Source organism: Pseudopedobacter saltans DSM 12145, from assembly GCF_000190735.1.
Lineage (GTDB): Bacteria > Bacteroidota > Bacteroidia > Sphingobacteriales > Sphingobacteriaceae > Pseudopedobacter > Pseudopedobacter saltans.
In genome coordinates this window covers 1,112,753-1,133,418 of the sequence record NC_015177.1, presented here as the reverse complement: position 1 = coordinate 1,133,418, position 20,666 = coordinate 1,112,753, and the positions used below count along the sequence as shown (strand labels likewise).

Sequence of the window (20,666 nt, the reverse complement as noted above, 5' to 3'; positions counted from 1 at the left end):
CAAACAAAAAGAAAATGCACAAGCATCCATACCAGAGGCGTAAGTCAATGGAACGGGATAATTGTGCATTTTTTGTTTGTGGTATTGCAAAGATATGAAAGATTTAAAAACACCTATTAGTTATTATGGAGGAAAGCAAAATTTAGTGAGTACAATCATTCCGCTTTTCCCAAAACATCAAACATATATAGAGCCATTTGTTGGCGGAGGAGCTATTTTTTGGGCAAAACGCCCTAGTGAAGTAGAGGTTATAAACGATTATAACAGAGAATTGATAAACTTCTATGAGGTTGCTCAAAATGAATTTGTAGAGCTTGAAAAGATGGTCAGGATTAGTTTGCATTCTCGCTCGTTGCATAATGATGCAACCGTGATATACAATAATCCTCACATGTTCACCCGTATACAAAGAGCCTGGGCAGTATGGGTTTTAAGTTCCCAGAGCTTCAGTGCAATGTTAGACGGCACTTGGGGCTATGATAAGGTAAAAGGTACAACGAGCCAAAAAATAACAAACAAGCGAGAAGGTTTTACAGTTGACTATGCTATCAGGCTACAGAATGTACAGATAGAGAATACAGACGCTTTAAGGGTTATAAGATCAAGAGATTATAAAGAGGCTTTTCATTATTGTGACCCGCCTTATTTTAATTCGGATTGTGGGCATTATGACGGTTACAGTATTGAAGACTTTGAGACGCTTTTAAAGACTTTAGAGAGCATTGAAGGTAAATTTCTTATGTCATCCTATCCGAGTGATATTCTTAAAGCCTACAGTCTAAAAAACGGTTGGAAGACAATTAAGATAGAGCAAACCGTATCAGTGGCAAATGGAACCGGAGGAGCTGGCAAAAGAAAAATTGAAGTGTTAACAGCTAATTATGATTTAAGTAACCCGAGCGGAGTTTTAACGCTGTTTAATTGAATATAGCCCTAAAATCCGGGCTATATTAATATTTTGCGTTGTCTAAGGTTGTAAAACCATAGTGTCCTGAAAAATCAGCTATAGCAAACTCGTTTGTTTCGCCATTTGAGACAGAGTGATTAAATGTATATGTAAAAGCCCCTGTTCTTTTGAATTCATATGATGTACTTCCTATTACTGAAGTTTGGCAAAGTCCATCGTATTGAAGTTCATATACAAATCGTGTTGTCCCTGCTGGCGTAATTCTGTCAAAATATATAGTGGTTACTTTTCCGGTAAAAGAAATAATCCTTTTATTCCCTTCTTTTTTCACTTCTATAATCTTTGGTGCTGGCGGTGTTCCTTTTTCTATTGGGAATGTATTGTCTGTACATGAAGTATTTTCTTTCTTTTTACAAGAAGCGAAAAGGAATAAAATTATAACAAAAGGTAGAATGTGTTTCATATATCAAATGTAATAATAAAGTTTAATCGAGGTATAAATTCTATTTAAAATAGATTTAAAGGGAGCTTAACACATTCTATTTTTTTGGTACGTTTGGTTTTGTAAAATTGAACGATTCGTTTTTTCGATTATAAAATATCTTTATATATCGCGTACACCAACAAACAATTATCTCTCATGATAGACCAGATAAACCTAACCAGTATTCTTTTTTTAGATATAGAAACTGTTCCGCAATACCATTTATACGAATTTGTTCCTGAGGAAATTAAGGCATTATGGGATAAAAAATCAAGTTTTTATCGGAAAAATGAAGAAAGCCCGGAAGAGTTTTACCAAAAAGCAGGTATTTGGGCCGAGTTTGGAAAAATAATTTGTATTTCTTTGGGGATATTTACTTCAGCGGGCCAATTACGAATAAAATCAATCGCTGGTCATGACGAGAAAGAAATACTTGTAAAATTTATCTCTTTACTTGAAAAGCAATCATCGGAAGTTTTACTTTGCGCCCATAATGGAAAGGAATTTGACTTCCCTTATTTATGCAGGCGAATACTAATAAATCAACTTCCCATTCCTAAAACATTAAACATAAGCAAAAAGCCATGGGAAAATAATCACCTTGATACTTTGGAGCTTTGGAAATTCGGAGATTATAAAAATTATACCAGTTTAGAACTGTTATCGTCTGTGTTTGGAATACCAAGTCCAAAGGATGATTTGGATGGAAGTCAAGTCGCCTGCGTTTATTATAAGGAGAATAATATATCTAAAATTGTATCCTACTGCGAAAAGGATGTTCTTACTTTAGCCAGGGTATTTCAAAGATTAAAGGGTTTAGATTTTGTAAAGGATACTGACGTAATTTATGGCTGATCAAAAAAGTGATTTATTTTTCTGTTTAAATACCTAAAATTTTACCTTTAAAGCAGAATATAAGGAGTTCTATGCAGAAATTGTAAAGCGATATATTGACAAAGTGCATGACTATTTATCCAAAAATAAGTGTTACCTGGTTTAAGTCAGTCACTTATACCGGATTTAAAAAATAAAGTTATCACCTAAGTCATCTAAATCACCTTTTCAATTAACGGCTATTGAACTCAACTAACTAAACATATGGCTTTAAATTACGTCTGGATTGCATTTTTCGTTATAGCATTTATTGTAGCCCTTTTTAAACTAATATTTTTAGGCGATGTACAAATCTTTTCGAACGTAATGAATGGTATGTTCGACAGTGCAAAAACGGGCGCCGAAATTTCTCTTGGTTTGGTAGGAATGATGACCTTTTGGCTGGGTATCATGAAAATCGGAGAAAAAGCTGGAATGATTTCATTATTTGCAAAAGGCGTAAACCCTTTTTTTAGTAAATTATTTCCCGGCATACCTAAAAATCACCCTGCAAACGGCTCGATTATTATGAATTTTAGTGCCAATATGCTTGGCCTCGATAATGCGGCAACCCCTGTAGGCTTAAAAGCCATGAAAGAACTACAGGAATTAAATACTGACAAAGAAACAGCAACCAACGCTCAAATTATGTTTCTGGTGTTAAATACAGCTGGGATTACATTAATTCCTACTTCTGTTATTGCACTCAGAATGGCAAATGGCGCAGCCAATCCGGCTGACATATTTATTCCTGCACTCATCGGAACGTTTATCTCATTTATTTCAGGAATGCTTGCGGTTGCCGCTTTCCAAAAAATCAATCTATTTAAACTCCCCGTTCTTGTATTTTTGGGTAGTTTTATTGGTCTTATGGCTTTGCTCTATGTCTCTTTAAGCGGACTGGATCCGGAACGAATACAAGAAATAACAGGACTAATAGGTGGTTTATTAATACTATCTATAATTATATTATTTGTCGTTTACGGGGCATCAAAGAAAATAAACGTTTATGATGCTTTTATTGATGGCGCTAAAGAAGGTTTCCAAACAGCGGTAATGATTATACCATTCTTAATAGCTATTTTAGTCGCTATATCTGTATTCAGAACAACGGGATGTATGGATTACGTTGTTGGGGGAATCGCTTCTGCTGTTGCTTTCTTTGGTTTGGATACGAGATTTGTTCCTGCACTGCCAGTAGGCTTAATGAAAACTTTAAGTGGCGGCGGAGCAAGAGGATTAATGGTTGATGTCATGACAACATATGGTGCAGATTCTTTTCAGGGCAGATTGGCAAGTATCATACAGGGTTCTTCGGAAACGACTTTTTATGTACTTGCAGTTTATTTTGGCTCTGTTGGAATTAAAAACACTCGGCATGCTCTCATTTGTGGCTTAATTGCCGATTTAGTTGGATTAATAGCGGCCATTTTATTGGCTTATATATTTTTTGGATAAAGTAAATAATATATCATGAAGAAACGAATTGCTCTTATTGCGCATGATGGCAAAAAAGCGGAGATGATTACTTTTGTAGAGGAACATAAGGATTCCTTGGCTACGATGGACATCATCGCAACAGGTACTACCGGTGGACTAATTGAAAAGACAGGTTTAAGTGTCACTAAAAAATTAAGCGGCCCTCAGGGCGGTGACGCTCAAATTGCTGCCTTGGCTGCAGAAGGTCTTCTTGCAGGAATTTTATTTTTTAGAGATCCACTTGGTAAACATCCTCACGAACCAGATGTACAAATGCTTCTTCGTGTCTGCGATGTGCATAACGTACCGTTAGCGACAAATCCGGCTACAGCAACTTATGTATTACGAGGTGTGCTAGCAGAATAAATTTCATAATTAAGATTATTGTCTTATATTTTCGTAAACATCTAATTATGAAAAGGGCAATAATCTTAATTTTTTCTTTCTCCTTCGCTTCTTGTGCGCATCAAACCGCAAAAAACGAGCTATTATCGGGCGAATACTTAGGTATTTCAGCAGATCAAAAATATACCCGCTTATCATTATCGGAGTCTAATTTCGAAAAAGATCAGATTGAAATCGGAAAAGAACCTAATTTCTTAAAAATCAAAGGGACATGGCAAGCTGTGAATGACTCTGTTATTGCATTGAATGAGCAAGATCGAGCAAAAAGTTTTTATAAATTAAAAGATAATCAATTAGTTAGTTTGAACTCGCAATTGAAGGAAAACGAACCTAGTTTATCCATAAGGCTTTTCAAAGTTGATCACTCGATAGAAGCAGAAGGTAACATTGAATCCCTTGCAAAGGAAGGAATTTTATTTTTTGCAAATGGAAATGAACCTTTTTGGGCTTTAAAAATTTCATCAAACAATATTGCAGAATTCAACAAACCAGATTTAGATACTCCAATTAAATTTTCCAATATCAGAATGATAAAAGGAAAAGACTATTCCATAGTTTATTTAAGCGAAGATTCTCAAGACAAGTTGATTATTTATAAAAGTACTTGTGTTAATGATATGTCGGGAAAAGTTAGTCCTTATTTTGTAGAGCTTTATTTTAAAGGCACTCATTATAGAGGATGTGGAGATTCGCTTAAAAAAGAATTCCTTTAATTTACAAACCAGCGTAAATAATGAGTTACAATTATCCAAAAACAGTGAATTATTAGTTTCTTTCAAATTCAAAATTTAGGTTAATGAAAAAAGATATATTATTGGGTATTATGATGTTAGGGACAACTCCACTTCTTGCGCAGCAGAAACTGACTCCAGAAAAACTTTGGCAACTTGGAAGAGTAAGCGGAGATCTGATTAACAAAAACAATGGCGACGTCATTTATAGTGTCAATAAAATAAATATCGAAGAGAATAAAGGAAATAAAAACACCTTTGCTCTTTCCCTAAAAACAGGAATTTCGATACAGATTAACACTGATAATGAAAGTATTGAAATTATTGGTATCAATCAAAATAGAATAATTTATCTTAAAAAAGACCAATTATGGGCTTGTAATACAGATTATACCGACCATAAACAGTTAACTGATATTGAAGGCGGGATTGAGAATCCAAAAATATCTCCGGACGGCAAGTCTATTCTCTTCACTAAAGAGACTCTCGTAATTAAAACAGAAACCAAAGACATATATGAGGATTTACCTAAATCAACAGCTTATGTTTTTAATGACCTTAATTACCGACATTGGGATACCTGGGAAGAAGGAAAGTTCAGTCATATATACACTGCAGATTTTCGGGATGGGAAATTGGAAAATATTAAAGACATCATGGAGAATGAACCTTATGACAGCCCTCAGAAACCTTTTGGTGGTGCAGAAGATGTTATCTGGTCTCCGGATAGTAAATCGATATTATACGTTTGCAAAAAGAAATTTGGCAAGGCATACGCTACAAGTACAAATACAGATATTTACGAATACAATATTGCCTCAAAAAAGACTGTAAATTTAACAGAAGGAATGAATGGGTATGACACCCATCCCTCTTTTAATAAGAGTGGTTCTCTTTTGGCCTGGACAAGTATGTCCGAAGACGGATATGAGTCGGACAAAAACGATATTTATGTTTTAGATATCAAAACGAATAAGAAATATAACTTAACAAAAGAGTGGGACGAGACCGTTTCCGGCTTTATATGGGCAGAAGATGGTAATACGATTTTCTTCAACGCTTATAATAAAGGTACTCAACAAGTCTATGCGCTTAGTTTGTTAAAAAATCTGGATAAAAATTCTACTAAAAACATCAGACAGCTAACGAGTGGGAAATGGGATATAAATGCACTTCTGGGGCAAATTGATAATTCTCTTATTGTTAGCCGAACAGACATGAATCACTCAGCTGAACTTTTCACTCTGGATATAAAAACCGGAAGGCTGAATCAGTTAACACATGTAAATGATGATGAGTACCAGAATATTGCAAAAAGTAAAGTAGAAGAAAGATGGATTAAAACAACTGATGGAAAGGATATGCTTACATGGGTAATTTACCCTCCGGATTTCGATCCTTCTAAAAAGTACCCTGCACTATTGTATTGTCAGGGAGGACCACAATCTGCCGTATCTCAATTTTATTCAGTTCGCTGGAATTTCCAATTGATGGCTGCAAATGGTTACATTGTTGTAGCTCCAAACAGAAGAGGTTTACCTGGTTTTGGTGTAGAATGGAACAGGCAAATAAGTGGAGACTGGGGCGGACAAGCTATGAAAGATTATCTTTCTGCAATAGATAATCTTTCGAATGAAAGCTATGTCGACAAAAACAGATTGGGCTGTGTAGGTGCTAGCTACGGTGGTTATTCTGTTTATTTGCTTGCCGGAATACATCAGAACAGATTTAAAACTTTTATTGCACACAATGGATTATTTGACTTAAAAAGTTGGTATGGGACTACCGAAGAACTTTTTTTCGCGAATAAAGATGTAGGTGGCTCTTATTGGCAAGAAAATGCTCCAAAAGCTTATAAAGAGTTTAGCCCCAGTGAGTATATCAAAAACTGGAATACACCTATTCTTATATTTCAGGGAGGAAAAGATTACCGGGTCCCTATTGAACAAGGCTTACAAGCTTATCAGGCAGCTCAATTAAAAGGAATTAAAAGCAGACTGGTGTATTTTCCCGATGAAAATCATTGGGTTTTAAAAGCTCAAAATGGAATAGCCTGGCAAAGAGAATTCTTCAAATGGCTTCAGGAGACATTGTAAGAATAAATTGAAAAAGGTTCTGGCTTTAAACCGGAACCTTTTATATTAATAAAGTATCTATTTTATGGCATTGAACCATCCCACGCTCAGGAGACCAGGAAAATACTGTAAAATGTCCATCCTGAGATGCCACCAAGGCTATAGCATCTTTTTGATCGTATATGAATTGGGCCGCTGAAAGATGCCTGGTTCCACCTATTTCACTTGCAAAAACTTCTCTAACCTCACCCCCTATTACGGGCTCTATAAATGCCAGTTTTTCTATGTGACGTTCACTGGCCATTCTGGTTATCTTTGTTCCAAATGCTATCAATTCGTAGCGATCGTTTAAAATTACAGCACCATCGATAGCGCTTAGCCCTGCAATACCATCTATTTCTTTTTTCACTTTGCTTTCCCACAAAGTTTCATTAACCTCGCTGTCGTATTCGATAATCAGATCAGAGAGATTTTTGAATGCAGGTTTTAAAAAATATTGTATTGGATGAATAATGGACTTCTTCCATTCATTATTGGATTTTGGAACGATTAAAATGATCCCTCCTCTTTTGTGATTACGCATTCCAACCGCCAACTGGATCATGACATTGATAGTTTCGGTCTTCTTTAAATTGGTATTCAAACCCAATAAATGATTTAATATTTGCGGGCTGTCTGGTAAATATGCACTGTTTTCGTTTACAATCTTAATCTCATCACCTTTCAGAATAGCGACGTTTGTATATTTTCCAAAGCCACAAAGTCTCCTGTGTTTAATTACCAATAAAGCGGGTTCTGACACATCCAGAACAAAGCAAAAATTAGGGATAGCCAATGTAGTTCCCCATATGAATAGTCCATGGTCATCATACCAAACTCCCAAATGAATTCCCGCGCCTTCAACTCCCGGAGCTAATTTTGTCAAATTCTTTGGATTTAACCGTAGTTTATTACCAAATAAAAGAGGATGTTCCGCTTGTTCAGGAGATAAAAAAGCGATAGATATTTTAGGGGACCTGCCTTCTTCTGTACGTAAACTTGCCCAAAAAGCAGCATCTATTATATGTTCTATAAAAGCCTCTTTAGGAAAATTGGCAGGGATATCGGCTTTCGGATTTGCATCCAGCAAATATTGTTCGAAATATTTTTCCAATAACGGTGCGGTAATCCTGGCGGCCTGATATGTCGAATTAGATGTCATAGCTGATTTTTAGATCCCTTTTTATTAAGAAACATCTAAAATTACATTTTAGACCTAATACTTAATCAAAGTATTTTTTAATTTATTGCATTGGTTACGAAAGTACCTTTTAGTAGTTTATCCAACTTCTAGAGACTAATCAAATTACCAGCATAGACTGGCTTTTCAAAAAATCATTTCATATATACGTATAAAATTAATATTTTTGTCGTACAATTTAAAACAGTAAAGTAATGGATGCTAAAATTACCTTATCGTTTGATGAGCAAGTGATTAAACAAGCGAAAGAATTTGCTCAAAAAAACAACATCAGCTTATCTCGCCTTACGGAAATGATTTTTAGGCAGATAACTTCTAAAAACTACCAAACGATGGATGAGTTACCTATTTCCGACTGGGTGAATATGGTCGCCGAGAACCGAGCCGAATACACCAGAACACCATCAAGAAAACAAATAAAATCAGAGTTTTTCGATTCCAAAAAATGAAAATTTTTGTCGATGCAAATGTATTAATAGCTGTTTTAAATAAGCAATATCCTTTATTTCCCTACGCAGCCCGGGTGTTAAGCTTATCAGATAAAAATGGCTTTCAGGTTTATACATCTCCAATTTGTTTAGCTATTGCTTTTTATTTTTCGGAAAAAAGAAGTGGAACACAGCTGGCAAAAAATAAGATAGGTATCTTGTCTGAAAAACTAAAAATTACAACTACCGACCAAAACATAGTTAAACTTACCAGCGAAAATCCAGCTATACACGACTTTGAAGATGGACTGGAATATTATTCTGCGATACAATCTGATTGCAAAGTAATCATTACAGAAGATCTGAATGACTTTTATTTTTCAGAAATCCCAGTATATAATTGTAATACTTTTATTTCTAATCTAAATGCTTAAATAGTGTAATGTTTGGCAAAATATTTCTTAACCGTTTCCAGCAATTCTTTAGAAATATAGCCATTAGTAGCTATGATATCGCAATCCTCTAGCATATCCTTTCCTCCCTTGAAATCAAAAACTTCGCCCCCTGCCCTCTCTACTATAAACATTCCTGCTGCAATATCCCAAGGTTTAAGATTATATTCGAAATATCCATCAAACCTGCCACAAGCCGTGTAAACTAAATCTACAGATGCTGCGCCTATCCTTCTTAATCCGTGACAGTTTTGTATAAGATCTTCGAAAAGTGCCATATAAGTATCTTTTCTGGTGAAATCATAATACGGGAACCCTGTTGCTAAAAGCGTATCAGCTACTTTTTTATTATCTGATACATGGATAATCTTACCATTAAGATAAGCGGAACTATCTTTCCATCCATAAAAACATTCGTCTTTGCCTATTTCATAAACTACACCAACAACAATTTCATTCAAATGCTTTAGCGCAATACTTACTGCATAGGCAGGAATTCCATGAATGAAATTTGTAGTTCCGTCTAATGGATCAACAATCCAATTATATGTATCGGAAATATGGATCTCCTTATTTTCTTCCGCAATAAATCCAGCTTCTGCTATTAAGGGCTTAAGAGCTTCTATAATCTGGCTCTCTGCTGCTTTATCTACGTAAGAGACCAAGTCATTCTTACCTTTAAACTCAATTTTATTTGCAGAAAAAGCTTCTCGTTCCTGTCTGATAAATGAGCCTGCACTTTTTGCTATTTCAATAACTTCTTCGCAAATATCCTGATAGTTAATCATCGTCTTCATTTCTAAAAGTGAATAATCTATGTACGTAATAACTGGCTACTCCCAAACATAGTAAAGCGGAAACTCTTGCAAAAGTTGGCCAGAAATCGAATATCTCCACAAATAATTTAAGCAAACCGTAATTTGCAAAAAAGCCTAAACAAGCCACTAAAACAAATCGGCTAAATTGTTGTCTGTTCTTTAAAGTCGAATCTGTAAAGACTATGAATTTTGTCATACTGAAATTAACAAGGACACCTAATGAATAAGATATCAAAAAGGAAAATTCATGTGCTTTAATGATTCTGTCACCTATATGGACACTGGAATGGCTTATAACAAAATTGATAATGATATAATAAGCTATTGAATCAATAACCGCAGCAACTCCGGCTGACAGGAAAAATCGGATAACCTTATTTTGTAATAAATTCTGCCAAACGGATAATTCTTCTTTTTCTCTGGCTGTATTTACTGATTTAAATTCCAATTGTTTCTGCTAATTAATGTGTTAGAATTTCTGCAATTTCTTCTCCATGCATTTCTCCGTCTGGTAACACATTCCCGAATTTAACAGATTTGATTTCGTTAACTAAAAGTGGATCGTATTGAATTTTTACTTTTACATAGTTTTTACTAAAACCATGCATAAACCCTTCTTTTAAATCTCCCTCGAATAAAATCTCACCTACTTTACCTATTTGCGTTTCATAAAAAGCTCGTCTTTTCTTATCAGACAATATATGCAGCATCTTACTTCTATCTGCTCTTTGGGATCCCGGTACACTGCCTTCCATCTCAGCGGCTGGAGTATTTTCCCTTTCAGAATAGGTAAATACGTGTAAATAAGAAATATCCAAATCGTTTAAAAAGTTGTAGGTATCTATAAAATCTTCTCTTGTCTCTCCCGGAAAACCAACTATTACATCAACTCCGATACAACAATCCGGCATAACCCTTTTTATTTCCCGCACTCTATCTACATACAATTCTCTTCTATATCTCCTCCTCATCAATCCTAAAATCTTATTAGAACCAGATTGTAAAGGTATATGGAAATGAGGTACAAAACGTTTTGATTTGGATACAAATTCTATGATTTCAGTACTTAAAAGATTCGGTTCTATAGAAGAAATTCTGATTCTGTCTATTCCTTCTACTTCATCCAAAGCTTTTACCAAGTCAAAAAACTTGTCTTCGCGTTTTCCATTTCTGATACCAAAATCGCCAATATTTACACCCGTTAGCACAATTTCTTTAACTCCCGATTTGGCAATTTCTTTTGCCTGTGCTACTATGCTATCTATAGTATCACTTCTGCTTTCTCCTCTGGCTAATGGTATCGTACAAAAAGTACAGGAATAATCACAACCATCCTGAACTTTCAGAAATGTTCTGGTTCGGTCTCCGAAAGAATAAGAAGCCACAAATTCATTTGTTTCTTTTATAGGTTTATTGAAAATTTCTGCTTTTGGTTTTTTAGTAAGATCCTGAATATGTTCTAACAACTGAAATTTCTCTGCAGCTCCTAAAACCACATCGACTCCTTCTATTTCTGAAATTTCTGTTGGTTTCAATTGCGCATAGCAGCCGACAATAGCGATGTACGCATTTGGAGAGTGTTTTAAAGCTTCTTTTACAACCTTTCGGCATTTTTTATCTGCATTTTCCGTAACGGAACATGTATTAATTACATAAACATCTGCTTTATCGGTAAACTCTACCATTTTAAAGCCCGCATTCTGAAACTGCCTGCCTATTGTGGATGTTTCCGAATAGTTTAACTTACATCCCAGGGTGTAAAAAGCAACACTTTTATCCATAATTTCCGCAAAGATACGGAATTCAGATTTAAACAAAAGTGTATAGTCTTGTCAAAAGAATCTAAAATTACCGCTTTTCTCCCCAACGATAGGATTTGCTTTCTAACCCAATAAGATCAATAATTCTATCAACAACGGTTAATGCAACTTCTTCTACGGTTGCAGGTTTACTATAAAAAGATGGTGTGGCAGGACAAACAATAGCGCCGGCTTCTGTAACTGTTTTTAGATTATTAATATGTATAAGATTCAGAGGTGTTTCTCTTGCTACCAAAATTAATTTCCTTCGTTCTTTTAAGATAACGTCAGCGGCTCTGGTAGTTAAATCGTTAGAGACACCTGAAGCAATTCTCGCCAATGTTCCCATAGAACAAGGTACAATCACCATCGTATCGTACTGTGCAGAACCGGAAGCAAATGGAGCAAAAAAATCGCTTTTATGAAAAAAGCGAAATGGAAGAGTTTCATAAGCTATATCTCCTATTTCTTCTTTCCATACATCTTTAGCATTATCGGACATTACAACCGATACTTCCTGTAATTGATCTTCTAATGCTATTAATTTCTGCAGTAAAAGTTTAGCATAAATAGATCCACTCGCACCTGTAATTGCTACTACAATTTTTCTTTTCGTCATAACTCTGCAATATCCTATTTAGGCAAATATAACATAAAATAAAAAAGGGTCGAATACAAGTATTCGACCCTACATCTACCTATGAAAAACATGCCCTTTGGGAGGGCATTACAAATATAGGAAAAATATTATTTATCAAAACTTTTTTTTTAAATAATTTAACAAGGTTAAAATGTAACAACTTTATTAATAAATCATCAATTAAATTCAATTCCTTTAATTACAAACAATTTCACAATATCATTAAGTGTTTAAACGTATAAATCGAAAAAAAACTTTTAAATAAATTATTGGGCTAATTTGTTGTTAACTTTTTTTGTGCATTTATTAAATAATACATTATTTCAAATAAACATATGTGATTCCATCACCTCCTCTATCCACATGTTCATCTTCAAGTCTATCTACTTCAGAATATTTCTTCAAATAATTCCTTATCAATTTCCTTAAGATTCCATCTCCTTTACCATGTATGACCTTAAAAGATCCCATGGAAAACATTATCGCCCTATCTAACAGTTGCTCTATTTTATGTAAAGCATCTTCTCCACGCATCCCTCGAACGTCTATTTCACTTACAAAATCAACTGCCGATTGTGTGTGACTTACGGAATTTGCTTTTTTAACTTCTTTAGGAACCTCGCTTTGTCCTACTTTTTCAACCTTATTTTTCTTTACAACAGATCTTAATTCACCAAATGCTATTATAAGATTGTCTTTACTTACCTCAATTACTTTTGCAATGTTTCCGGTTTCAATCAATTTGACCCAATCTCCCGCTACAATTTCCTTTTGCTCTGGTTTGACTGATTTATTCCCTGCAGGTTTAATCTCATGTCTTTTCAATTCGACATGAAGATTCTCCCGAAGCTTTTTAGTTGTCTCTTTATCCGCCTTTGCTGACTTAATATCGGAAATTGTATTCTCAACTAATTTATTGGCATCTTTTATAATTTGCTGTGCTTCTAATTTGGCCTGTTTAATAATATTACGCTTATTCTCTTCAAAATAATCCTTGAGTTGATTATTTTCTCTTACAAGTGTCTCTACATTTTTCTTTTCTCTTTCAATATATTTTTTCTTATCGTAGATTTCTTTTTTCTCACGCTCTAAATCCAGTAATAAGGAATCTACTTTTTGTTGCTCGATGTTTATTTTACTTTTAGCAAGATCTATTAATTGCTTGGATAATCCAATTTTCTGGGCAATTTCAAATGCATAAGAACTCCCTGGCTTTCCCATCTCTAAAATATAGAGCGGTTTTAAATTAACGTTATCAAATATCATCGATCCGTTTTCCAAACCTTCAGTATGGTTGGCAAATATTTTCAGATTGGAATAGTGCGTGGTGATTACGCCCAATGCTTTTTTCTTATTGATAAGCTCTAAAACGGCTTCAGCTATCGGGCCACCAAACTGCGGATCAGTACCTGTACCAAATTCATCTATTAAAACCAATGTTTTTCCGTTAGCATTTTCGGTAAAATACTTCATTTTCGAAAGATGAGCGCTATATGTACTTAAGTCACTTTCTATCGACTGATCATCTCCAATATCTGCAAATATTTGCTTTAAAACGCTAAACTCAGACTCCTCGTCCGCAGGAACTAACAAGCCAGCCTGAACCATAATCTGCAATAAGCCTACGGTTTTCATGGCTACAGACTTTCCTCCAGCATTTGGTCCGGAAACTAAAAGAATTCTGGTACTGGTGTCCAGATGCATATTTAACGGAACTACTGTTTTTTTCGCTTCCTTACCCGACATCACCAATAGCGGATGTTTAGCGTTTACTAATTTCAATTTAGGCTCGTTCAAGAGAACCGGCATTTTTGCATCTATTTCTATAGCAAACAACGCTTTTGCCCGTACGAAATCTAATTTGGTTAGAAATCCATGATAAGAATAAAGGATCGGCACAAAAGGTCGCAATTTATCTGTTAGTTCGGTCAGAATCCTGATGATTTCTCGCCTTTTCTCGAACTCTAAATCCCTTACTAAATTATTTAAGTTAAAGACCTCTTCCGGTTCAATATAAACAGTTTGACCTGTTGCCGACTCGTCATGAATAAAGCCTTTCAACTTTCTTTTATTTTCTGCCAGAATTGGGATACATAACCTTCCATCTCGTACCGTTAAACTACCGTCGGCAACCCAATTATTTGCTTGTGCATTCTTATAAATTTGGTCTATTTTCTTCCTTGCGTCCTGCTCTGCCTTTGCTATAGCATCGATAATATCGCCCAGTAATCGGGATGCATTATTTTTAATCTTCCCTTTTGCATCAATAATCCTCTCTATTTCACGAAGTATACTTTTTTCTATAGGAAGATGCTCAAAAAGGGCTTCTAGATTCGGATAAATCCCTTCCCTGTCTTCAAAGTATTTAATTACAGCAAATGCTGTTTGTAATGAATTATAAACCTGAAAAAATTCCTCTTCAGAAAGAAATGTACCTTCTATTTTCGCTTTATCAGAAAGCTTCTTTATATCATAAAAGCTTTGAATAGGTAAAGCTTCATCCGTCTGTATTATTGTTTTAAACTCGTTTGTTTGACGTAAGAACTTTATAATCTGATCGTAGTTGGTAATAAACCTGATTTTATCCACCATGTCTATTCCCATCTCACTAATACAATAAGACTTGATTCCTCGTTTTATTTCATCAAAACCAAGCTTCTCTAAACTATTTTGTGGATAAATCATTAAATCTAATATTATGTTGTCTACCTTTTTCTAAATCTGTTAACGTTTCTAATTAAAGTATCTTTAGAAACTTTCACAGAGTCTTTGACCAAACTGTCTTTTTTTACCACATTATTGTTGATCTTGTTTTTTAACAAATTACTATCTATACGAAAGGGCAAATTGATATGATAAAAAATTGTATCGGGATATATCGAATTTAATGGCAAATTAAACTCCACCTTCCCTTTTGACAACTTGTCTCTAAACCTATCCAGACTATCAATTACATTTTGATACACTTTAAGTATCTCTTTAGGTTTATTTTTGCTATAATACGCCAAACTCTCACTAAAACTTGCAGAATCTATATTGTATTTGGAAAAGATATAGTTATATTTTGTTTTAGCATTAAGCAACATGCTATCCGTATTCTGAGAATTTGAAGCATAATCTAAGCTGGCATCTGCTAAATGCATATCCAGCAATATGTTATACATTTTATCCTTAGCTATTATGTTCTTCGAAGTATCATCATTTGAACAAGCATATAAAAAAATAAACAGGCAAAAGAGAGCCAATAGTTTTTTCATTCGTATTTTTACAATTTAAAACGCTAAAATTAAGCATTAATGAGCATTACCGATAATATAAAAAGATTAAAAAACGAGATAGAGACGTTAGATGTAAAGTTAATTGCTGTTTCTAAGACAAAACCTGTAGAAGATATTTTAGAAGCCTATAATGCCGGACAAAGAATATTCGGTGAAAACCAGGTACAGGAAATGGCGGAAAAAGAGGCGAGCTTACCCAAAGATATACAATGGCATCTCATAGGCCATCTTCAAACAAATAAAGTAAAATATATTGCTCCTTTTGTTAGCCTAATACATTCGGTAGATAGCATTAAACTTCTAAAAGAAATCAATAAATATGCCGAAAAGAATAATAGAATAATCGACTGTCTGCTGCAAATTTATATTGCCGATGAAGACACCAAATTCGGCTTGGGATTTGACGAAGCGATTGAACTTTTGCGTTCGGAAGAGTTTCAGCATATGAAAAATGTAAGAATTGTGGGCTTAATGGGGATAGCGTCAAACACAGAAAATGAGAAGCAGATAAAAGAGGAATTCTACGAGCTAAAAACCTTATTTGAAGGTATTAAAACAAGTTTTTTTAGAAAAGAAGATAGTTTTAAGGAAATTTCAATGGGAATGTCTTCCGATTATAATATTGCCATAGAGCAGGGCTCCACTATGGTTAGAATTGGAAATGATATCTTTGGAAAAAGAGTTATCAAACATTTTAAAAATACAGAAGATTCGAGTGAAGAAGACTAAATCTCTTTAATTCATTTAATGAATAAGGACAAATGATTAAGGACTAATTACATGTCACTGAACTATTATAATAATGATAAGAATTGCCGAAGAAAAGGATTGTGAAAGACTTTTAGAACTTATTCAGGAATTAGCTGTTTATGAAAAAGCTCCGGAGGAAGTAACAGTTACTCTTGAAGAGTTCAAAGATGCCGGATTTGGTTTAAATCCGGCTTGGACGGCATTTGTATATGAAGAAAATAATGTCATCCATGGGTTCGCTCTTTTCTATATCCGCTACTCGACCTGGAAAGGTTGTAGATTATATCTTGAAGATTTTATCGTAACCGAGAAACAAAGAGGAAGAGGAATTGGTAAAGCTCTTTTTGAAAGAGTCATACAAGAAGCAAAAGAAAAGGGTTATCAGGGTATGGTATGGCAGGTACTAGACTGGAACGAGCCAGCTTTGAATTTTTACCGAAAGTATGCTGCAGAAACAGAATCTGGATGGCTTAATGCATCTTTAAGTAGGGATCAAATTTTATCATTATGAAAAACTTTATTTTAAACTTATTTTTGGGAGTGTTATTGTTGACTGCTTGTAATCGGGTTTCTAAAGTAGGCGCAGAAAACACGGGTAACGATACATCTTCCTACAAAATGGTTTCTTTTTACAAAACGTCTACCGAATGTAAACAAGACACCTGTGGCGCTATAGTAAAAGCTTCATATCCCGATTTTGAATCACCGGAACTTCAAAAATTTGTAAATCAGATTATCACGAATGATATTGCAAATAGAGGAAATCTGAAATTAGAGACTTTAGCAGATTCGTTTATAAATGATTTCATGAAGTTCAAAAAAGATTATCCGGAATCTGTAGCAGGCTATCAGTGGATCCAAACTTTAAAAGTTGATGACAACAGATCCAAACTGATAACTTTCACTCATGATAATTACAGTTTTACGGGAGGTGCTCATGGATTAGGGACGATTTCTTATTTTAATTATTCGAAAGAACAGAACAGAGCCTTAAAATTAGATGATTTGATAAAACAAGGTCAGTATAATAATCTGGTTAAAGTAGGTGAAGAAATATTCAGAAAAGACGAAAAACTAAGCCCAGAGCAATCATTAGAAGAAAACTACTTTTTTGAAAATGGCCAATTTGGTCTTCCCAATAATTTTCTGATAACAGATAAAGGATTATTATTCACCTATAATCCATATGAAATTAAAGCTTATGCTTATGGAACAACAGATTTGTTAATTCCTTACGACAGAATGAAAGAAATTATAAATCCGGGGAGTGTATTAGCAACTTACGTGAAATAGAATTAATGCAGGTTTTTAAATTCGGGGGCGCCTCCGTTAAAGACGCAAATAATATTAAAAATATGGCCGATATCGTAAAAAATTCGGCTGTTAAAGATCTACTGATAGTTGTTTCTGCAATTGGCAAAACAACAAATGCTTTGGAAGGACTTACCAACAATTATATTTCTGGCAATGATGAAATGTATGAGAATTTGGAAAGCATCAAAAAATATCATTTTGATATTATAAACGAGTTATTCGCATATAATTACCCTAAAGTATATGACGACATCAATAATACTTTTGTAGAAATAGAATGGACAATTGAAGACAAACCTCAAGATCCGTATAATTTCATTTATGATCAGATCGTTTCTATTGGAGAATTATTATCATCAAAAATAGTTAGCCATTATTTTAATTATATCGGTATAACTAATAAATGGTTGGACGCAAGATCTTTTATTCAAACGGATAACACCTACCGAGAAGCACATGTTAACTGGCATAAAACCAATGATTTAATTGATTCACAAGTACCGGCACTGTTAAAAAATACTATTGCAATTACTCAGGGGTTCATAGGAAATACTTCGGAAAACTTCACGACCACACTGGGTAGAGAGGGTTCCGATTATAGCGCAGCAATATTTGCCAATTGCTTAAATGCCGATAAACTTGTGGTTTGGAAGGATGTTCCGGGCATTTTGAATGCAGATCCTAAACGTTTCCCGGAAGCTATTAAATTTGACGAATTATCTTATGCCAGTGCTATAGAAATGACCTATTATGGTGCAAGCATAATTCACCCAAAAACTATAAAGCCACTACAAAACAAAAACATACCTCTTTATGTAAAACCTTTTCTTCAACCAGAAGATCAGGGAACAATTATTAAAGAAACAGATTCTACTATCAATACACCTTCTGTAATAGTTAAAAGCAATCAGCAACTATTAAGTATTAGCAGTAAAGACTATGCCTTTGTTAGTGAAAAACATTTAAGCCACTTGTTCAGGGCATTTGCAGAAGCTAATATTCATATAAATATGATGCAGATTTCAGCTCTTACTTTCTCCGTATGCATGGATCAGGATGCTCAGAAATTTGAAAAATTAGTGGAGATGATCAAACAGGACTTTAGCTTCAAATATAATTTAGATCTTGAACTTTTCACCATTAGGAATTTCACAGAGGAAACCGTCGCAAAGTATATCGATCATTCCAAATCTTTACTCGAACAAAGAAGCAGGAATAACGCACAGTTTGTAGTAAGAAAATAGTTTAATATAAAGACGGTGAATAAGGCAATTTTAAATCAGAAAGTTCAGGAGTACATTAACGATCATTTAAACGCTGATATTAGCAAAATAGTCTTAAAAAAATCTCCGTTCGGTGATATTAAAAGTCAGGAACTTGCAGAACAAATCCAATCTAAGAAAGCTATTCAAAAAAAGCTTCCTTTGTGGTTCACGACACAAAATATTATTTATCCGCCAAAATTAAATTTGGAACAGGCGTCTTCAGAAAGCACGGCCTACTATAAAAGCACACTGATTAGTGCTAAAACATCTGTTATAGATTTAACAGGTGGCTTTGGTGTAGATGACCTTTATTTTGCACAACGAGCTAAGAAAGTGATTCATTGCGAGAGAAATGCCAGCCTCTCGGAAATTGTAAAACATAATACCGAAATGCTCGGCATTAACAATATCGATTTTTTTGTTGGTGATAGTGCTGAGAGACTCATGGAATTAGAAAGTATCGATACCATATATATTGACCCTTCCAGAAGATCTGCACATGGCAGAGTTTTTTTGCTTGAAGATTGCGAACCTAATGTTATTGAAAGTCAAAATATCTATTTAAAAAAAAGCAAAAAAACTATTATTAAAGTTGCACCGATGCTAGATATAGATGCTGCTTTAAAAACCTTGAACCATGTAACAGAAGTTCATATCGTAAGTCTGAATAATGAATGCAAAGAGTTGCTTTTTGTTATCGAGAAGGGACATGCGAAAGCAAATCATATTCAATTAATTTGTACCCTACTAAGTTCCGAAGTTGGAAAATTTTCAACTTATACTTTTGATTACGGAAAAGAAAAGGATATCGAGATAGAACATGGAGAGATACAAAAATACTTATATGAACCGGATGCTTCTCTCCTTAAGGCTGGCTTGTTTAAATCTATAGCAAAAAGGTTTAATCTCATAAAACTCAATCAGCATTCGCACTTATATACTTCAAATAATTCGCTTCAAAACTTCCCAGGACGCCTATTGAAAGTAATTTCACAGCAAAGTTTCAAATCCTTTCAATCATCAAACCAACTGAAAAAAGCAAATGTTATTGTAAGAAACTTTGCAAAAAAACCTGATGAATTAAAAAAGAATCTGAAAATCATAGACGGAGGTGATATTTACCTCTATTTCACAACCGATTATAACAATTCCCCTACTGTAATTACCTGCGAAAGAATCTGATATATTGGAACAGTAATTGTATTATTTAGGAAATTTTACCTATCAAAAAACAATACTATGAAAACAATTTCAGAAGAAGGCACAATGGTTTTAAGGGATTTAGTAAGAATCAACAACGACCGTATTAAAGGCTATGAAAGGGCAATACACGAACTTTCAGACGAAGGAAATGGCGACTTAAAAGCAATATTTGCCGATATGATTAAGGAGAGTCACAATTTTAGAAACCAACTTATGGAAGAGCTTGAAGTAAAAGGCGAAGACGCTCAATTGGGAACTTCTACGGCAGGGAAAATTTACAGAAGCTGGATGGATATAAAAAGTGCATTCACGGGATCAGACAGAACATCCATCCTGGAAAGCTGTGAATACGGAGAAGATGCTGCACAAAAGGCATATAATACCGCTTTAGACGATAGTAATATTCCAGAATACATAAGAGAAATGATAGCCGAACAGCGACATTCTCTTAAATTATCTCACGATCAGATTAAGGTACTAAGAGATCAAAGCAAATAAGGTAATGAGCTTATTTCTTACAGCCTT

At 34.5% G+C, this 20,666-nt stretch carries 22 protein-coding genes; 14 read left to right on the top strand and 8 right to left on the bottom strand.

The window, feature by feature from the left end:
* The first annotated feature begins 94 nt into the window (after positions 1-94).
* Positions 95-925: a DNA adenine methylase gene (locus PEDSA_RS04685; RefSeq protein WP_013632008.1), complete on the top strand. Its 831-nt coding sequence runs from the start codon at positions 95-97 to the stop codon at positions 923-925.
* A gap of 25 nt (positions 926-950) precedes the next feature.
* Here PEDSA_RS04685 and PEDSA_RS04680 read toward each other — a convergent pair whose 3' ends face one another.
* A complete protein-coding gene (locus PEDSA_RS04680; protein WP_013632007.1) occupies positions 951-1,370 on the bottom strand; it encodes a hypothetical protein in 420 nt (139 codons plus the stop codon).
* A 177-nt stretch (positions 1,371-1,547) separates the two neighbouring features.
* Here PEDSA_RS04680 and PEDSA_RS04675 point away from each other — a divergent pair, with 177 nt between their 5' ends.
* The 5 genes from PEDSA_RS04675 (at position 1,548) to PEDSA_RS04655 (ending at position 6,975) form a co-directional block, all read left to right on the top strand.
* Positions 1,548-2,246: a 3'-5' exonuclease gene (locus PEDSA_RS04675; protein ID WP_013632006.1), complete on the top strand. Its 699-nt coding sequence runs from the start codon at positions 1,548-1,550 to the stop codon at positions 2,244-2,246.
* A gap of 243 nt (positions 2,247-2,489) precedes the next feature.
* Positions 2,490-3,722 (top strand): nucleoside recognition domain-containing protein, encoded by a 1,233-nt coding sequence (locus PEDSA_RS04670; RefSeq protein WP_013632005.1) that lies wholly within the window; start codon positions 2,490-2,492, stop codon positions 3,720-3,722.
* Between the two features lie 15 nt (positions 3,723-3,737).
* Positions 3,738-4,109, top strand: coding sequence for a methylglyoxal synthase (locus PEDSA_RS04665; protein WP_013632004.1), 372 nt, complete (start codon positions 3,738-3,740; stop codon positions 4,107-4,109).
* Positions 4,110-4,156: 47 nt separating this feature from the next.
* Positions 4,157-4,861, top strand: a complete 705-nt coding sequence (locus PEDSA_RS04660) for a COG3650 family protein (protein WP_013632003.1) — start codon at positions 4,157-4,159, stop codon at positions 4,859-4,861.
* 83 nt (positions 4,862-4,944) lie between these two features.
* Positions 4,945-6,975, top strand: coding sequence for a S9 family peptidase (locus PEDSA_RS04655; protein WP_013632002.1), 2,031 nt, complete (start codon positions 4,945-4,947; stop codon positions 6,973-6,975).
* A gap of 40 nt (positions 6,976-7,015) precedes the next feature.
* Here the strand turns inward: PEDSA_RS04655 and PEDSA_RS04650 are convergent, their stop codons facing one another.
* A complete protein-coding gene (locus PEDSA_RS04650; RefSeq protein ID WP_013632001.1) occupies positions 7,016-8,155 on the bottom strand; it encodes a putative sensor domain DACNV-containing protein in 1,140 nt (379 codons plus the stop codon).
* Between the two features lie 233 nt (positions 8,156-8,388).
* Here PEDSA_RS04650 and PEDSA_RS04645 point away from each other — a divergent pair, with 233 nt between their 5' ends.
* Entirely contained in the window at positions 8,389-8,643 is a 255-nt protein-coding gene (locus PEDSA_RS04645) for a DUF6364 family protein (protein ID WP_013632000.1), read from the top strand.
* On the top strand, positions 8,640-9,056 hold the full coding sequence (locus PEDSA_RS04640) for a PIN domain-containing protein (RefSeq protein ID WP_013631999.1): 417 nt from the start codon (positions 8,640-8,642) through the stop codon (positions 9,054-9,056). Before PEDSA_RS04645 ends, PEDSA_RS04640 begins: the two co-directional genes overlap by 4 nt.
* Here PEDSA_RS04640 and PEDSA_RS04635 read toward each other — a convergent pair.
* The 6 genes from PEDSA_RS04635 to PEDSA_RS04610 form a co-directional block, all read right to left on the bottom strand.
* On the bottom strand, positions 9,053-9,862 hold the full coding sequence (locus tag PEDSA_RS04635; RefSeq protein WP_013631998.1) for an inositol monophosphatase family protein: 810 nt from the start codon (positions 9,860-9,862) through the stop codon (positions 9,053-9,055). The genes PEDSA_RS04640 and PEDSA_RS04635 overlap by 4 nt on opposite strands.
* The gene (locus PEDSA_RS04630; protein WP_013631997.1) at positions 9,855-10,340 is read right to left on the bottom strand and encodes a GtrA family protein; all 486 of its coding nucleotides are present in this window, start codon (positions 10,338-10,340) and stop codon (positions 9,855-9,857) included. The genes PEDSA_RS04635 and PEDSA_RS04630 overlap by 8 nt, the downstream gene beginning before the upstream one ends.
* A gap of 13 nt (positions 10,341-10,353) precedes the next feature.
* On the bottom strand, positions 10,354-11,673 hold the full coding sequence (gene mtaB / locus PEDSA_RS04625; RefSeq protein WP_013631996.1) for a tRNA (N(6)-L-threonylcarbamoyladenosine(37)-C(2))-methylthiotransferase MtaB: 1,320 nt from the start codon (positions 11,671-11,673) through the stop codon (positions 10,354-10,356).
* A gap of 67 nt (positions 11,674-11,740) precedes the next feature.
* Positions 11,741-12,310, bottom strand: a complete 570-nt coding sequence (locus PEDSA_RS04620) for a UbiX family flavin prenyltransferase (RefSeq protein ID WP_013631995.1) — start codon at positions 12,308-12,310, stop codon at positions 11,741-11,743.
* Between the two features lie 339 nt (positions 12,311-12,649).
* A complete protein-coding gene (locus tag PEDSA_RS04615; protein WP_013631994.1) occupies positions 12,650-15,016 on the bottom strand; it encodes an endonuclease MutS2 in 2,367 nt (788 codons plus the stop codon).
* Positions 15,017-15,036: 20 nt separating this feature from the next.
* Positions 15,037-15,588: a DUF4296 domain-containing protein gene (locus tag PEDSA_RS04610; protein ID WP_013631993.1), complete on the bottom strand. Its 552-nt coding sequence runs from the start codon at positions 15,586-15,588 to the stop codon at positions 15,037-15,039.
* Positions 15,589-15,627: 39 nt separating this feature from the next.
* On the opposite strand from PEDSA_RS04610, the gene PEDSA_RS04605 reads away from it, so the two are divergent.
* The 6 genes from PEDSA_RS04605 to PEDSA_RS04580 all read left to right on the top strand — a co-directional run bounded on the left by PEDSA_RS04605 (position 15,628) and on the right by PEDSA_RS04580 (position 20,639).
* Positions 15,628-16,338, top strand: coding sequence for a YggS family pyridoxal phosphate-dependent enzyme (locus tag PEDSA_RS04605; protein ID WP_013631992.1), 711 nt, complete (start codon positions 15,628-15,630; stop codon positions 16,336-16,338).
* Positions 16,339-16,411: 73 nt separating this feature from the next.
* Positions 16,412-16,870, top strand: coding sequence for a GNAT family N-acetyltransferase (locus PEDSA_RS04600; protein WP_013631991.1), 459 nt, complete (start codon positions 16,412-16,414; stop codon positions 16,868-16,870).
* A complete protein-coding gene (locus PEDSA_RS04595; RefSeq protein ID WP_013631990.1) occupies positions 16,867-17,652 on the top strand; it encodes a DUF3298 and DUF4163 domain-containing protein in 786 nt (261 codons plus the stop codon). The genes PEDSA_RS04600 and PEDSA_RS04595 overlap by 4 nt, the downstream gene beginning before the upstream one ends.
* A gap of 5 nt (positions 17,653-17,657) precedes the next feature.
* Positions 17,658-18,917: an aspartate kinase gene (locus PEDSA_RS04590; protein ID WP_013631989.1), complete on the top strand. Its 1,260-nt coding sequence runs from the start codon at positions 17,658-17,660 to the stop codon at positions 18,915-18,917.
* Between the two features lie 15 nt (positions 18,918-18,932).
* Positions 18,933-20,120, top strand: a complete 1,188-nt coding sequence (locus PEDSA_RS04585) for a class I SAM-dependent methyltransferase (RefSeq protein ID WP_013631988.1) — start codon at positions 18,933-18,935, stop codon at positions 20,118-20,120.
* 57 nt (positions 20,121-20,177) lie between these two features.
* Complete coding sequence (locus PEDSA_RS04580; RefSeq protein ID WP_013631987.1) at positions 20,178-20,639, top strand: PA2169 family four-helix-bundle protein; 462 nt, start codon at positions 20,178-20,180, stop codon at positions 20,637-20,639.
* The last annotated feature ends 27 nt before the right edge of the window (positions 20,640-20,666 follow it).

Coding starts and splice junctions, on each gene's coding strand:
- PEDSA_RS04635 (WP_013631998.1), bottom strand. CDS start 9,862: ATGATTAACTATCAGGATATTTGCGAAGAAGTTATTGAAATAGCAAAA.
- PEDSA_RS04615 (WP_013631994.1), bottom strand. CDS start 15,016: ATGATTTATCCACAAAATAGTTTAGAGAAGCTTGGTTTTGATGAAATA.
- PEDSA_RS04610 (WP_013631993.1), bottom strand. CDS start 15,588: ATGAAAAAACTATTGGCTCTCTTTTGCCTGTTTATTTTTTTATATGCT.
- PEDSA_RS04590 (WP_013631989.1), top strand. CDS start 17,658: ATGCAGGTTTTTAAATTCGGGGGCGCCTCCGTTAAAGACGCAAATAAT.
- PEDSA_RS04600 (WP_013631991.1), top strand. CDS start 16,412: ATGATAAGAATTGCCGAAGAAAAGGATTGTGAAAGACTTTTAGAACTT.
- mtaB (WP_013631996.1), bottom strand. CDS start 11,673: ATGGATAAAAGTGTTGCTTTTTACACCCTGGGATGTAAGTTAAACTAT.
- PEDSA_RS04605 (WP_013631992.1), top strand. CDS start 15,628: ATGAGCATTACCGATAATATAAAAAGATTAAAAAACGAGATAGAGACG.
- PEDSA_RS04660 (WP_013632003.1), top strand. CDS start 4,157: ATGAAAAGGGCAATAATCTTAATTTTTTCTTTCTCCTTCGCTTCTTGT.
- PEDSA_RS04685 (WP_013632008.1), top strand. CDS start 95: ATGAAAGATTTAAAAACACCTATTAGTTATTATGGAGGAAAGCAAAAT.
- PEDSA_RS04640 (WP_013631999.1), top strand. CDS start 8,640: ATGAAAATTTTTGTCGATGCAAATGTATTAATAGCTGTTTTAAATAAG.
- PEDSA_RS04580 (WP_013631987.1), top strand. CDS start 20,178: ATGAAAACAATTTCAGAAGAAGGCACAATGGTTTTAAGGGATTTAGTA.
- PEDSA_RS04665 (WP_013632004.1), top strand. CDS start 3,738: ATGAAGAAACGAATTGCTCTTATTGCGCATGATGGCAAAAAAGCGGAG.
- PEDSA_RS04675 (WP_013632006.1), top strand. CDS start 1,548: ATGATAGACCAGATAAACCTAACCAGTATTCTTTTTTTAGATATAGAA.
- PEDSA_RS04645 (WP_013632000.1), top strand. CDS start 8,389: ATGGATGCTAAAATTACCTTATCGTTTGATGAGCAAGTGATTAAACAA.
- PEDSA_RS04680 (WP_013632007.1), bottom strand. CDS start 1,370: ATGAAACACATTCTACCTTTTGTTATAATTTTATTCCTTTTCGCTTCT.
- PEDSA_RS04670 (WP_013632005.1), top strand. CDS start 2,490: ATGGCTTTAAATTACGTCTGGATTGCATTTTTCGTTATAGCATTTATT.
- PEDSA_RS04595 (WP_013631990.1), top strand. CDS start 16,867: ATGAAAAACTTTATTTTAAACTTATTTTTGGGAGTGTTATTGTTGACT.
- PEDSA_RS04620 (WP_013631995.1), bottom strand. CDS start 12,310: ATGACGAAAAGAAAAATTGTAGTAGCAATTACAGGTGCGAGTGGATCT.
- PEDSA_RS04655 (WP_013632002.1), top strand. CDS start 4,945: ATGAAAAAAGATATATTATTGGGTATTATGATGTTAGGGACAACTCCA.
- PEDSA_RS04650 (WP_013632001.1), bottom strand. CDS start 8,155: ATGACATCTAATTCGACATATCAGGCCGCCAGGATTACCGCACCGTTA.